Genomic DNA, 13380 nt, shown 5'->3' on the forward strand with positions numbered 1-13380 from the left:
GCGCTCCACGGGTGCGCTGTCGGGTCGGCGCTCCACGGGTGCGTTATCAGGTCGGGCGCTCCATCGGCGTTCCATCGGTGCACATCGTTGCGGTATCGGTGCGCACGCAGCGCTGATGCCCCAGGACCGTGCATCCCGCGTCCCGGGGCAGACGGAACCCGTGCGCCACGCACCCCCCGGCCGCCGCAAAACGCCCTCCACCCGGCCGACAATCCGGCCGAGCCTGCATCCGCCGCGGCCCCCGGGGCGGAAAGCTGGCGAGACACCGATGGCCGCACACGTTCCGCCGGTGTGGTCGGACAGGGAGGGAGCCGTAGGTGCTGGAAGCTGACGTGGCCATCGTGGGCGCCGGAGCGGCCGGACTGTCCCTCGCCCACCGGCTGTCCCGCGGCGCCCCCGCCGGCCCCCGCCTGTCGGTCGTCCTGATCGACGCCCCGCCCGGCCCCCTGCGCCCCCCGGTCCGTACGTGGTGCTTCTGGGAGAAGGGACCGGGCCCGTACGACGCCGCCCTCAGCGCCCTCTGGCGGCGGCTGCGGGTGCGCACGCCCGAGGGGCGGCGCCTAGAGGAGGACATCGCGCCCCTGGCCTACAAGATGATCCGCTCCGACGACTTCGAGGATCTCGTCGCGCGCGAACTGGCCCGGAGCGACGTGGTCCGCCGTATCGAGGCGGCCGTGGAGACGGTGGACGGTGTCACCGAGGGCGCCGAGATCCGGGCACGCACCGGCCAGGGCGTCCCCGTGGCGGTACGCGCCCGCTGGGTCTTCGACTCCCGGCCCCTCGGCAGCCTGCCCGCCGCCCGCACCACCCTGCTGCAGCATTTCCACGGCTGGTACGTCCGCGCCGCGCGGCCGGTGTTCGACCACGGCACGGTGGACTTCATGGATTTCCGGGTCCCGCAGCCGTCCGGCGGACTCGCCTTCGGCTATGTCCTGCCCACCGACAGCCGCCGGGCGCTCGTCGAGTACACCGAGTTCTCCCGCGCCGTCCTGTCCCCCGAGGCCTATGACACGGCGCTGCGCCACTACACCGAGAAGGTGCTGGGGCTCGGCGACTTCGAGGTCGTCTCCACCGAGACCGGGGTGATCCCCATGACCGACGCGCGCTTCGACCGCCGGTCGGGACCGTCGGTGTTCCGCATCGGTGCGGCCGCCGGCGCCACCCGGCCGTCCACGGGCTACACCTTCTCCGCGATCCAACGGCAGACACGGGCCGTCGCCGCCGCGCTGCGCGCCGGCCGGCACCCGCTGCCTCCCCCCGCCCACCGGGCGCGTTCCCGCGCGATGGACGCCGTCCTGCTCAGGGCCCTGGACAGCGGCCGGGTCGACGGCGCCGCCTTCTTCGAACGGCTGTTCGCGCGGGTGCCGGCGGAGCGGCTGCTGCGCTTCCTGGACGGTGAGACCCGCCTCCACGAGGACCTCGCTCTCGGCCTGCGCACGCCCGTGCTGCCGATGCTCCGCTCCGCCGCCGAACTGTCCTGGCTGCCCCGCAGACCCGCGCCGCCCCCCGACCCCGGCAGGCCTTTCCCGGGTCACCGTCCGGGTGGCCGCCCATGAATGCCACGGACACCTCCGTGCGCCCCGCCTTCGTCCATCCCGCCTGAGGAGACACCGCATGACCCTGCTCCGCGACGAGGACCTGGCCGCCGCGTTCGACCACGCCTCGCGCAGCTACGACACGCTGGTGGCCGCCAACCCCGGTTACCACGCCCATCTGCGCCGCTCGGTGCGCCGCCTCGGGCTGCCGCGCCCCGGCACCGGCCTGCGCGTCCTGGACCTCGGCTGCGGCACCGGTGCGTCCACCGCCGCGCTCGGCGCCGTGCTCCCCGGTGCCGAGATCACCGCCGTGGACGCCTCGGCGGGCATGCTGGAGCGGGCGGCCCGCAAGCCCTGGCGCGACGGGGTGAGCTTCGTGCGCGCGCCCGCCGAACGCCTGGTGGAGGCCGGTGTGGAGGGGCCGTTCGACGCGGTGTTCGCGGCCTACCTCTTCCGGAACGTCGCCGACCCCGACGCCGTCCTGTCGACCGTGCGCGAGGTACTGGCACCACGGGGACGCCTGGCGGTGCACGAGTACACCCTCAGCGGCCGGGCCACCCACCGAGCCGTGTGGACAGGGGTGTGCCGCGGCATGGTCCTGCCCGTCGCCACCCTCCTCGGCGACGGTGGCCTGTACCGCCATCTGTGGCGCAGCGTGGTGGACTTCGACACCGCGGACACCTTCGCCGCCCGGGTCCGCGCCCATGGCTTCGACACCGTGAGGGTGCTGCCGCTGCCCGGGTGGCAGACCGGCATCACGCACACGATCGTCGCGCGCCGAGCGGCCACCGCCGGGGACGGCCGATGAGGGCCGCAGGGCGCACCGACCCGATGAGGCACGGCAGGGACCGGCGGGCCCGCCGACTGGACGCCGTGCCGGGCGCCCCGCGCTTCACGGGCGGTCGTCCGCCGTCCACCGCCGTCGTCGGGGGCGGCATCGCCGGACTGGCCGCCGCGACGGCCCTCGCCGAACGCGGCACACGGGTCACGCTCCACGAACGGGAGAGGGCCCTCGGCGGACGCCTGGCCGGGCGGCCCACCGTCCTTTCGGACGGTACGACCGTCACCATGAGCCGGGGCTTTCACGCGTTCTTCCGCCAGTACTACAATTTGCGGGGGCTGCTGCGGCGCACCGACCCAGCTCTCACGCAGCTGCGGGCGCTGCCCGACTACCCCCTGCGACACGCCGACGGGCTCCACGACGGTTTTCGGCACGTCCCGCGCACCCCGCCCTGGAGCGCGCTCGGATTCGTCGCCCTGAGCCCCTCCTTCGGCCTGCGGGACCTGCTCCGCATGAACCCGGTCGCCGCGCTGCCGCTGCTGGACGTCCGGGTCCCCGACATCCACGACCGTTTCGACGACGTCAGCGCCCGCGACTTCCTCGACGCGATCCGGTTCCCCGAGGCCGCGCAGCACCTCGCGTTCGAGGTGTTCTCCCGCAGCTTCTTCGCCGACCCTCGCGAGCTGTCGGCGGCCGAGATGATCCTCATGTTCCACATCTACTTTCTCGGCTCGGCGGAAGGGCTCCTGTTCGACGTACCCGACGAGCCGTTCCCCACCGCACTGTGGGACCCCCTCGCCGGCTATCTGCGCGGCCACGGCGCCGACCTGCTCACCGGAACCCCGGTCGAGACGATCGAGCCCACCTCCGACGGCGGCTTCCTCGTCGTCGCCGACGGGGAGGAGCGGCGCCACGACGCCGTCGTCCTGGCCTTGGACACGGCCGGCCTCCGCTCGCTGGTCGAACGCTCCCCCCGGCTGGCCGACGCGGCGTGGCGCGAGCGGGTGGCGTCCCTGCGGACCGCGCCGCCGTTCCTGGTGTCCCGCCTCTGGCTGGACCGGCCGGTCGCCGCCGACCGTCCTGGTTTCCTGGGCACCAGCGGCTACGGCACGCTCGACAACATCAGCGTGCTGGACCGCTGGGAGGGCGAGGCGGCGCGCTGGGCCGCCCGCACCGGCGGATCCGTGGTGGAACTCCACGCCTACGCCCTGCCCGAGCGCTCACCCCACGACGTCGAGGAGAAGCGTCTGCTGGAGCAACTGCACCGTGTCTACCCCGAGACCCGCGAGGCGACCGTCCTGGACCAACGGCACGAGTGGCGGGCCGACTGCCCGCTGTTCCCGGTCGGCGGGTACCACGACCGCCCCACCGTGCGCACCGGCGATCCCGGCCTGGTGGTGGCCGGGGACCTGGTCCGCACCGGACTCCCGGTCGCCCTCATGGAGCGCGCGGCCACGAGTGGATTCCTCGCCGCGAACGCGCTGCTGGAACGGTGGGGGGTGAGGGGCCAGACCCTGTGGACCGTGCCGGACCGGGGGCGCGGCCCCCTGCTGCGCCGCCTCGCGCGACTCGAACGGCTCACGACATAGGCGGGCGGCCGGTGGGCACCCGCCTGGGCGCGGCGCCGGTAGGGGCCCTACGGCCGTGGACCGGCGTGGCAGCGTTCGCGGCTGCCCGGGTGGCTGCCACGCTCGTCACCCGTCGTCACACACGAAAGGGGCCGGCCGACCATGACAAGCCCGCACGAGGAGTCCGAGGGGCCCGACAGGTCGCATCAGCGTCCGGAAGGCCTCAGCGACGCGACGGTCGAGGCGCTCGGTTCGTTGTCCAAGGCACTGGAGACCACCGAACGGGCCCGAGGACACCTGTTCTCCTTCCACCAGCTGACCGGCACGGCGGACCTCGAACTCGACCGGGCCACGTCCCTGCTCCGCGAGGCCGGCCACCACGAGTGGGCCCACCGTGTCGAAACGGAGGTCCTGGGACGCAACGTCATTCCGGGCCACTGGACGTTCCAGATCGTCGAGGCCTACGACCAGACCTACTACCAGGCGTTCAAGGCCCTGGAGCGAGACGCGGTGGACCAACTCGCCGAAGGACGCGACCACCTGTACGAGGCGGAGATGAAGGAATCCCGCCGCACCCACGACCACCCGGATCACACCTCCACACCCGACAGCCCGGACACCCGCAACCCGAAAGCTCCTTTCGACCGTAGGCCGTGACTGTGACCGTGACGGTGATGTGAAGGGCCGGCTGGGCTCGGGTCAGTTCGTGTGGACGCGGAGCGCGGCGCAGATCAGAACTGGAAGGGCCGCTGGAAGCGCAGAGGGAACCTCTCCTCCGGACCCGCGGCTTGCGACCGCACAGCGACCTCGCCCTCCCTCCGATCCGGCGAGCCATGCTTCCATGGCCCCTCGCCCCCTCGCCCCCTCGCCCCCTCAAGGCAGGGCCACGGCACTGTAGTCGTCGGCGCACGAATAGGTGAAGCTGCTGCCAGGCGCGCCGGGTGGGAAGTTCATGGCGCCGTAGTGGAAGTGGTTCAGGGTCGTGTCGCTGCGGTCCAGCCGGACGTCCTGTGGGTACTCCTGTGCGCCGCCCTGGTTCAGGCAGGATGTCTGCGGACTGCGCAGGGTGGAATCCCCGGCCGACGCGAAGATCACCTGCAGACCACCGGCCGTGCGGTCGGCGGAGAGGACGACGGCGAAGAACTCGTCGCTGTAGCGGGAGATTCCGATGCGGGGCACGGTCGCGGTGCCCAGTTCGGCGGCGGAGTAGTCGTCCCGGCAGGAGTAGCGCAGGACGTATCTCCCGGACACGAGCAGCGGGAAGGTCAGCGTCCCGTCGAAGACTCCGGGCCGGGCTGTCTCGGCGTCCCAGGCGGTCGGACGGACCGTGAACGTCCCGTCTGCTCCCCGCACTTCGAGGCACGTGGTGTCCGCCGCGCGGAGGTCCGCCTCACCTCGCGCCCGCAAGGACACGGCCAGTTGATGACCGTCCGCCTTCACCCCGGTGACCGTGGCCGCGTACCCCGGGTCCTGATAGCGGGACACGCCCAGCGACCCTGTCGTGAACGTGGGCGGCCGGGGTGCCGCGGCCGACGGTGCCCGGAGCGGCTCAGCCGGTGTGCCCGCGGGGGTGTCGGTGTCCCCGGACGGCGTGGACCTGCTCGACGGCTTCGCGTCACCGAACGGTTCGGCCGAGGCCGTGGCCGCCGTGCTGGGCACGAAGTTCGGTACCCCACCATCGCCCCCTCCCCCGGCCTCGGTCCCGCCGTCCGGCCCGGCAAGCGACACGCCGGTCACGACGAGCAGGCTCGCCGCGAGCACCAGGGCGACGGTGAGAGCGAGTCTCCTGGCGGGGGCACGGGTGGGAGCGGGACGTCGCGGGGGGTCGATCGGGCTGGTGGGGGCGTACGCGGGCGCCGGACCCCCGAAGGTGGCGTGTGCGGTCGCCGTCGGCTGATGGTGGGCGCCCGCGGACCGCGGGTCGAGCGCGGTCGGCGGATGGGTGACGGCCAGCAGGCCCTCCGAACTCCGGCGCACCGAACGGGCGACGGAGTCCGGGAGCCACCGGTAGGTGCCGTGGCCGTCGGGACGCGGCAGTTCCGTCAGCATGCCGGGGACCTCGGCCGGCGACGGACGGCCGGCCGGGTCCCGGGTGAGGGACTTCCGCACGATCGCCCTCAGGTCCGGCGGCAGGGACGCCAGCGCGGGGGCCCGCCCGTCCACGGAGTCGGCGGCGAGCGGGGTGCCCTGGGCGGAGAGCACCGCCTCGCCCGCGGCCTGGGCGAGCACCACTCCGAGGGAGAACATGTCGCTTGCCGGACCGATGCGTTGGGCGAGCAGCTGCTCCGGGGAGGCGTAGACGACACTGCCGACGAACTGCCCCGTGGAGGTGAGCCCGACCTGCCCCACAGGCCGTGCGACCCCGAAGTCGACCAGGCGTGGCCCGGTCTCGGCGAGGATGATGTTGGACGGCTTCACATCGCGGTGCACGATCCCGGCGGCGTGGATCGCCGCCAGCGCCTCCGCCAGGCTGGCTGCCAGGACACGCACGCTGCCGTCGGGCAACCGGCCGTGCGCGGCCAGTACGTCCGCCAGGTTCGGGCCGTGGACCAGCTCCGTCGCCAGCCAGGGCACGTCCGCCTCCGCGTCGAAGTCGACGAGCTGCGCGGTGTGCGGGCTGCGGACCGCGCGGGCGACCGCGATCTCACGGGCGAAGCGTTCGCGATAGCCGGGCTCCGCCGAGAGTTCGGCGCGGATCGTCTTGAGCGCCACGAGCAGCCCGCCGCCGGTACGGCGGGCGAGGTACACACTGCCCATCCCGCCCTCGCCCAGACGGCCCATCAGCTCGAACGGGCCCACGCGCCCAGGATCCGTACCATGCCGAAGCGGCTCCACCACGCTGCACCCTCACCCGTCCGTCGACGTCCCCGCAGACAGCCACGCCGTCTGCCGGGAGCCATGACCGACGGTCGGGGCGGGGCCACGGACGCAGCAGGGCCGGGAGCCCCGTGCCCCCGTGCCGGATCGGCTCCGATCACCGTGAGTCGTAGACCCTGTGGACCGTGAGCCGAGAGATGACATTCTGACCAGCCGCCCCCGGCTGCCACAGGGCGTGCGGCAGCGCGAACGGCGCGCGGACGTATCGATGCGGACGGCATCGCGCCCCCCGGTCGGGGCGCCCCGGTCAGGGCGCCCTGACCGGGGCGCCCGTCACAGTGTCACAAATCCGTTCGAATACGGTTCTCTCTCGACATCAGCAGGTTGCGGCGCCGCTGCCGTGCGGCACTATCACCCCACCATTCCGATTCCCGGGGGACTTCTCATGGCTCACACAGCTCGTTCACGCCGCACCACCGCCGTACTCGCCGTTCTCTCGCTCGGCATCATTGCCCTGACCGCCTGCAAGGGCGGTGCCGAGGCGGACGCCTCCGGCCCGGGCACGACAGCGAGCCCGTCCGCCTCGGACGGCGGCAAGGACGCCGACAAGCCCTCGACGGCCGGCCAGGGCGGCGGTGATGGCGGAAGCGGGGACTCGTCCGGCGGCTCCGAAAGCACCCCGGCGCCCTCGGAGCCCGGGGCGGACGACGGTCAGGACGGCGGCGTGGGCATGTGCGAGACGACCGACCTGACCTACAAGGTCACCGTGGCGTCCAAGCTCGTCAACCACGCCCTGCTGGCCGCGACCAACACCAGCGGTGACCCGTGCCTGCTGCCGGCGAACGAGCTGGTGATCACGATTCCGGGGCTCGACGGCGCCGCCGAGCACATGGGCCCCGAGGGGAAGGACTGGATCATGAAGGCGGGCGAGACCGCCTACGCCGGGATCCTGTTCTCCCGCGCCGACACCGCGGGCGGCAAGAGCGCCGACAAGGTGGAGGTCGCACTCACCGCTTCCGAGAGCCCGGCGACCGTGGTGATCGGCGACGGCCCCGTGACGGTCAACGACGGCCAGGTCACCAGCTTCTACGGCACGGCCGAGGACGCGCTCACCTACTGATCGGCATTCCGCCTCCCTGGCGGAGCAGGGTCGCGCCTCTCGTACGGCAATGGGGCACCGGATTTCGTCCGGGCAATTGACCGGTCAATTGATGGATTGTACGGTCTAATGGCACGCCTGATGGCACGCGTCTGATGGCACGCCACGCTGCCCTGCCCTGCCCCGCGACCTCACGGACCCCTTATGACCGCGCCGCTGTACGTAAGGATCAGGCGGGAGATCGAAGCCGAGATCCGCGCCGGGGAGCTGCCCCCCGGCGCGCGGCTCCCGACCGAGAAGGACCTCAGCACCCGGTACGGCGTCAGCCGCGCCACGGCCCAGCGCGTCCTCAACGACCTGGCGGAGGCGGGGCTGGCGATCCGCCGACGCCGCCACGGCACGTTCGTCGCCGACGTGACGCGGCAGATCAACCTGCTGAACTTCGTCACCCCCGTGACGGCCGCCAAGGGCACCCCGGGCAGACACGACGTCGTCTCCGCGCGGGTCGTCAGGGCCGCCGACGCGATCCTGCGCCTACCCGCCGCCGCCGCGGACACCGCCGTGGTGGAGCTGGTCCGCCGCAAACTCGACGTCCACGACAAGCCCCAGTCGGTCGAGCGGCATGTCGTGCTGTTCTCGGCCGCCCCCGACCTGCTGAGCGAGAATCTCGAAAGCCTGGTCACCCTCCCGTATCTGCGGCGCGAAGGCGTCCCGATCGACACGATCCGGCTCTACCTCGACCCGGTGACCCTCGACGAGCGCGACGCCGCACTGCTGGACAGCGAGATCGGTACGCCCGCGCTGATGAGGCGCAGGGAGTTGCGGACCGATGACGGAAGCACCGTCGAGGTGGTCACGACCCTCGTCCGTCCGGGAACCGCCGAGTTCTTCCTGGAGCTTCCGGTCCCGGCCATGTGAACGGCGTGCCGTCCGCGAACAGCGTGTCGTTCCCGGAAAGGAGATACGCAGTCAATGAAGGTCATCATCATCGGTGCCGGCGTCCTGGGCGTGAGTGTCGCGAGGCATCTCGCCGTCGCCGGCGAAGACGTTCTCCTGCTCGATCGGCGGGGCGCGGGCACCGGCACGTCCGCGACCACCTTCGCCTGGACCAACTCCAGCCGTAAGCCCGATCCGGCCTACCACCGGCTGAACCTCGCGGGGATGGAGGAACATGCCAGGCTCGCCGGTCAATTGCGCGGCGCGCCGCCCTACTTCCCCAGCGGGGCCCTGCAGTTGGCGGACGCCGCGAACGAGCGGCGACTCGCCGACAACGTGGCACGGCTGCGGTCCCTCGGCTACGCCGCAGAGTGGGTCACGGCCGACGAGGCCGTCCGGATGGCGGGCGACCTCCGTGTTCCGGCTGCCATCACCGCCCTCGCGCACTTCCCCGGCGAGGGATACGTCCTGCCGGACCTCTTCGCCCGGACCCTGCTGGCGGATGCCGTCCGGCACGGCGCCACGTACCTGACCGGCGAGGTCGAGGCCATCGGCGACAGGCCGGACGGAGTCACCGTCACCCTGGCCGGAGGCGGGGTCCACACGGGCGACCGCGTCGTCCTGGCAGCAGGCCGCTGGACGCAACGGCTCGCCGCACGGGCCGGGATCGACGTTCCCATGGTGACGGACACCGGTCGCGGGGCGCCGACCGTCGGCCTGCTCGGATACGCCCGGCACCCGCGGCTCGACCTGCGGTGTGTGATCCACAGCCCCGGGCTCAACCTCCGCCCCGCCGCTGACGGGCATACCGTCCTCCAGGCCCTCGATCTGAACGCCGACGTCGATCCGGCGGACCCTCCGTCCGCCGACGGTGACATCGCCGACGCCCTCGCGCGACGGTTCCGCGCGGTGCTGCCCGACCCCGCCGTCACACCGAGGATCGATCTGCGCGTCGGCATCCGGTCGCTGCCCGCGGACGGTCACACCATCGCCGGCTACGCCTCCGCGCGGTCCCGCGTCTACTGTCTCGTCACGCACAGCGGGATCACCCTGGCGCCGATTCTGGGGCGCCTGGCCGCGGCCGAGATCACCACCGACCAGGAACAGGACCTCCTCGGGGCCTTCCGGCCCACCCGGTTCACCGGCGCAGCCCGCTCGGACATCGAGGTGGACCAACGCGCCGTCGGGCTGGGTGAGCAGTAGCCGACAGCATCCGCGACGGGGCCTGCCCGGCGGTTCTCGCCGGGCAGGCCCCTGGTCCGGTACGGGCCCGTCGTCCGGGACGGGCCCCTGGTCCGGGAGGGCTCAGCGTTTGAGCGTGAAGGAGAAGTCGCCGGATAGCTTGCCGCTCAGCCGTACCGTCGAGACGGCCTTCCCCTCCGTGACCAGTCTTTCGACCTCGGCCCGCGAAAGGCCGCATCCTTCGGCGATCAGTCGCACCGGCCGGACCGGGATCCGCGCCGCGAAGCGGACGGCGACGTCGATCGCCTCGCGGTCCAGGTGAGCCGCGCCGCCGGTGTCGAGCCGCCAGGAGTCGTCCCAGTCCAGGGCGATCCGATTACGGCGCCGCACGACCGGGTCCTGGAGCAGCTCGGCTGTCAGACCATGGTCGTTGGCATGCAGCCGGTCCAGCAGTTCAGGCCGTACGGAGCGCACGTGCATCCGCTCCAGGACCGTGATCTTGGCCGTGTCCCCGCACCCCGCGCAGAGCACGAGGAGCCAGGCGTCGATGAGCTTGTGGTGGGCGTTGACGCGGAATTTACCGCTTGCCCGGAAGCGCTCGGACGCGCACGCGTGGCAACGGCGGCGAACGAGGGGCAGGCAGGTGGGCATGACGACCCAGTCGTAGAGCACAGAAGTACACCGGTTCCAGTGAGAAGTCCGCAGCAAAAGGCAGCGCGGCGCACATGCGCGACGCGCGACGAATCAGCGCTCGGGGGGTCTCACACGGTGTACAACGGCACGCCCTTTCCCGGACGACTCGGCTCGGCAGCACGGTAGTTGCGCGCAGCGCCGTCGCTCCACCGCTTTTACTTCGATGAATAAAGTGATATCACTATGCTAGATGGCGAGGTCGACGACCCGTCGGGAACGGACCCCGGGAACAGACCCCCGGGGGCGTACTCACCGGAAACGACCCTCGCCCACCACTCAGGCCACTCACATCGGGGAGCACACCATGAGCACACAGGACCGCACGCCGAACGCACCGGATCCGGTCGACCTCCCCGACATGCCCGAGCCACGCGTGCGGGAGTTCGCCGCCCACTCCATCGGCGGCGGGCTCGCGCTGCTGCTCGGACTGGTGGGCCTGGCCGCCGGCGTCGGCCTCGTGGTGCTCGGTGCGGTGAGCACCTCGCCCGGCGCGAAGGCGGTGCTGATCGTCGGCGGCATCCTGCTGGGCCTCGCCGCTTTCCTGGCCATGTGCGGCCTCAACATGGTGGCCCCGGGCGAAGCCCGCGTCGTCCAGCTGTTCGGACGCTACCGGGGGACGATCCGCACCGACGGCCTGCGCTGGGTCAACCCGTTCACGTCCCGGGTCAAGATCTCGACGCGGGTCCGCAACCACGAGACCGCCGTTCTCAAGGTGAACGACGCCTACGGCAACCCGATCGAGCTCGCCGCGGTCGTGGTGTGGAGGATCGAGGACACCGCGCAGGCGTCCTTCGAGGTGGACGACTTCCTGGAGTTCGTCTCGACCCAGACCGAGGCGGCCGTACGACACATCGCCATCGAGTACCCCTACGACTCGCACGACGAGGAGGGACTCTCGCTGCGCGGCAACGCGGAGGAGATCACCGAGAAGCTCGCCGTCGAGCTCCACGCGCGTGTGGAGGCTGCGGGGGTGCAGATCATCGAGTCCCGCTTCACCCACCTCGCGTACGCACCCGAGATCGCCTCGGCGATGCTGCAGCGGCAGCAGGCCGGTGCCGTCGTGGCGGCCCGGCGGCAGATCGTCGACGGGGCGGTCGGCATGGTCGAGGCCGCGCTCGCCCGGATCGCCGAACAGGGCATCGTCGAGCTCGACTCGGAGCGGAAGGCCGCGATGGTGTCGAACCTGATGGTGGTGCTGTGCGGGGACCGGGCCGCGCAGCCCGTGCTCAACACCGGGTCGCTGTACCAGTGACGCCCCCTTCGCCCGAGGGCGGGCCGGGTGACGGCCCGGCCCCGAAGCGGTCGGCCGCACAGCGCAAGCAGGTGCTGTTGCGGCTCGACCCGCTGGTCCATGACGCGCTGGCCCGGTGGGCCGGAGACGAACTGCGGTCCACCAACGCGCAGATCGAGTTCCTGCTGCGCAGGGCACTGTCCGATGCCGGACGGCTGCCCGGCGCGGCGGGGCCGCTTCCCCGCCGGGGGCGTCCGCCGAAGTCACCGGGTGACGACGACAAGGACCTGCAGCAGCCCGGAGAAGACGTGTGATCCGCTTCGCGAGCGCCCGACCGGCCCGACTAGGGCTGATCGAAACGGACTTCGGTGTTCTGGCAGGCGTGCAGCAGCCAGGTTCCGTCAGCCTGCCTGGTCATGACGTAGAGCGGAGCGCCCTCCGTGTCCCCCTTCGCCGAGCGGTAGACCTGCCGGACCTTGACGGCCGCCACGTCCGGGCGCAGGAACTGGATGTGCGTCGCCTCGTAGGTGACCTCGCCGTCCCAGTCGGCGGTCGACAGCACGGCACGGGTGAACTCGGCGATGGCCTCGAAGCCGATCAGGACCTTGCCGTGGCCGGTTGTCCACAGGGCCTCGGGGTGAAAGAGCGCGAGGAAGCCCTCGGCGTCCTTCGCGCGCTGGGTACGTTCGACGGTGGCCACGATCTCTTCGATGGCCTTGATGTCCGCGAGTTCCGCGAGTTCCGCGGTTTCGGTGTTCATGCGGATCACTCTGCGACCTCGAGCGGACTTGAGGTCAAGGCCGCAGAACGGCTTCACCCGGGCCGCCCGGCCTCACACGAGCCGGGACGCGTGGTCACCGGCCTCACCTCGCCATGCCGACCGGACGGCGTCCGTCGTCCGGCGTCCGCTAGCTCCTGCCACTCGGACCTGTGGTCCATCCCGCGAGTCAGCGGTCCCGTGGCGGCAGGCACGCCAGGCCGGTGTCACTCATGACGCGGTCGACGGTCTCGTGCAGGGCGCTGCCGGCGCCGATGACGGTCTCGCTGCCGTCGGGCAGCAGATCACGAGGCCGGTACCAGTCGCGCAGGCTCGTCTCGTCGATCTCGTCGGCGATCGGCTTGGTGGCGTGGCGGGCGACGGTTTCGGCGAACGGCACGTCCAGGTAGTAGGCATGGGTCGGGCCGCGGTGGTCGGCGCGAAGCCGGGCGAGCATCTCGCCGTAGCGGTCGGCGTACAGGATGCCCTCGACCACGACGTGGTACTCGGCGTCGAGCGCGTAGCGGGCCGTCAGGTCGATCAGGCCGATGTTCGCCGCTCCCGGCCGGTCGTGCTCGCGGAGCACGGTCCGGCGGAGGTTGTCCTGACCGACCAGGGCCAGACCCCGGCCGAACCTCTCGCGCAGCCCGTCCGCGACGGACGACTTTCCCGAGGCGCTGTTGCCACGCAGCACGATCAGCCGGGTTCGTTCGGTGCCCACCATCACAGTCGGCACTCTAGCGATCGCTGCCCCTGCAGATCGCCCCTGCCGATCGGTGGG

The 13380-nt window shown here is 72.0% G+C and carries 13 protein-coding genes; 9 read left to right on the top strand and 4 right to left on the bottom strand.

The window, feature by feature from the left end:
• Positions 1-317 precede the first annotated feature (317 nt).
• The 4 genes from ACWCRJ_RS20885 to ACWCRJ_RS20900 all read left to right on the top strand — a co-directional run bounded on the left by ACWCRJ_RS20885 (position 318) and on the right by ACWCRJ_RS20900 (position 4541).
• Positions 318-1556, top strand: a complete 1239-nt coding sequence (locus tag ACWCRJ_RS20885; protein WP_450940663.1) for a lycopene cyclase family protein — start codon at positions 318-320, stop codon at positions 1554-1556.
• 58 nt (positions 1557-1614) lie between these two features.
• Positions 1615-2343 carry a class I SAM-dependent methyltransferase gene (locus ACWCRJ_RS20890; protein ID WP_450940664.1) on the top strand — a complete coding sequence of 243 codons (729 nt, stop codon included), beginning with the start codon at positions 1615-1617 and terminating at the stop codon, positions 2341-2343.
• Complete coding sequence (locus tag ACWCRJ_RS20895; RefSeq protein WP_450940665.1) at positions 2340-3905, top strand: FAD-dependent oxidoreductase; 1566 nt, start codon at positions 2340-2342, stop codon at positions 3903-3905. The genes ACWCRJ_RS20890 and ACWCRJ_RS20895 overlap by 4 nt, the downstream gene beginning before the upstream one ends.
• A 141-nt stretch (positions 3906-4046) precedes the next feature.
• Positions 4047-4541 (top strand): hypothetical protein, encoded by a 495-nt coding sequence (locus ACWCRJ_RS20900; protein ID WP_450940666.1) that lies wholly within the window; start codon positions 4047-4049, stop codon positions 4539-4541.
• Positions 4542-4757: 216 nt separating this feature from the next.
• Here ACWCRJ_RS20900 and ACWCRJ_RS20905 read toward each other — a convergent pair whose 3' ends face one another.
• Positions 4758-6683, bottom strand: a complete 1926-nt coding sequence (locus ACWCRJ_RS20905; protein WP_450940667.1) for a protein kinase domain-containing protein — start codon at positions 6681-6683, stop codon at positions 4758-4760.
• 463 nt (positions 6684-7146) lie between these two features.
• Here ACWCRJ_RS20905 and ACWCRJ_RS20910 point away from each other — a divergent pair, with 463 nt between their 5' ends.
• The 3 genes from ACWCRJ_RS20910 to ACWCRJ_RS20920 all read left to right on the top strand — a co-directional run bounded on the left by ACWCRJ_RS20910 (position 7147) and on the right by ACWCRJ_RS20920 (position 9939).
• Positions 7147-7821 carry a DUF4232 domain-containing protein gene (locus tag ACWCRJ_RS20910; protein ID WP_450940668.1) on the top strand — a complete coding sequence of 225 codons (675 nt, stop codon included), beginning with the start codon at positions 7147-7149 and terminating at the stop codon, positions 7819-7821.
• A gap of 183 nt (positions 7822-8004) precedes the next feature.
• Positions 8005-8718: a GntR family transcriptional regulator gene (locus ACWCRJ_RS20915; protein ID WP_450940669.1), complete on the top strand. Its 714-nt coding sequence runs from the start codon at positions 8005-8007 to the stop codon at positions 8716-8718.
• A 54-nt stretch (positions 8719-8772) separates the two neighbouring features.
• Entirely contained in the window at positions 8773-9939 is a 1167-nt protein-coding gene (locus ACWCRJ_RS20920; protein WP_450940670.1) for an NAD(P)/FAD-dependent oxidoreductase, read from the top strand.
• Positions 9940-10041: 102 nt separating this feature from the next.
• Here the strand turns inward: ACWCRJ_RS20920 and ACWCRJ_RS20925 are convergent, their stop codons facing one another.
• Positions 10042-10590 carry a DUF1062 domain-containing protein gene (locus ACWCRJ_RS20925; RefSeq protein WP_450940671.1) on the bottom strand — a complete coding sequence of 183 codons (549 nt, stop codon included), beginning with the start codon at positions 10588-10590 and terminating at the stop codon, positions 10042-10044.
• 325 nt (positions 10591-10915) lie between these two features.
• On the opposite strand from ACWCRJ_RS20925, the gene ACWCRJ_RS20930 reads away from it, so the two are divergent.
• Complete coding sequence (locus ACWCRJ_RS20930) at positions 10916-11863, top strand: SPFH domain-containing protein (RefSeq protein ID WP_450940672.1); 948 nt, start codon at positions 10916-10918, stop codon at positions 11861-11863.
• Positions 11860-12156 carry a hypothetical protein gene (locus ACWCRJ_RS20935; RefSeq protein ID WP_450940673.1) on the top strand — a complete coding sequence of 99 codons (297 nt, stop codon included), beginning with the start codon at positions 11860-11862 and terminating at the stop codon, positions 12154-12156. Before ACWCRJ_RS20930 ends, ACWCRJ_RS20935 begins: the two co-directional genes overlap by 4 nt.
• Positions 12157-12185: 29 nt before the next feature.
• On the opposite strand, the gene ACWCRJ_RS20940 is transcribed toward ACWCRJ_RS20935, so the two are convergent.
• Together ACWCRJ_RS20940 and ACWCRJ_RS20945 are read right to left on the bottom strand one after the other, a co-directional pair.
• Positions 12186-12602, bottom strand: a complete 417-nt coding sequence (locus tag ACWCRJ_RS20940; RefSeq protein WP_450940674.1) for an SgcJ/EcaC family oxidoreductase — start codon at positions 12600-12602, stop codon at positions 12186-12188.
• Between the two features lie 187 nt (positions 12603-12789).
• Positions 12790-13323, bottom strand: a complete 534-nt coding sequence (locus ACWCRJ_RS20945) for an AAA family ATPase (RefSeq protein ID WP_450940771.1) — start codon at positions 13321-13323, stop codon at positions 12790-12792.
• Positions 13324-13380 lie beyond the last annotated feature (57 nt).

This window comes from Streptomyces sp. NPDC002324 (assembly GCF_053593335.1).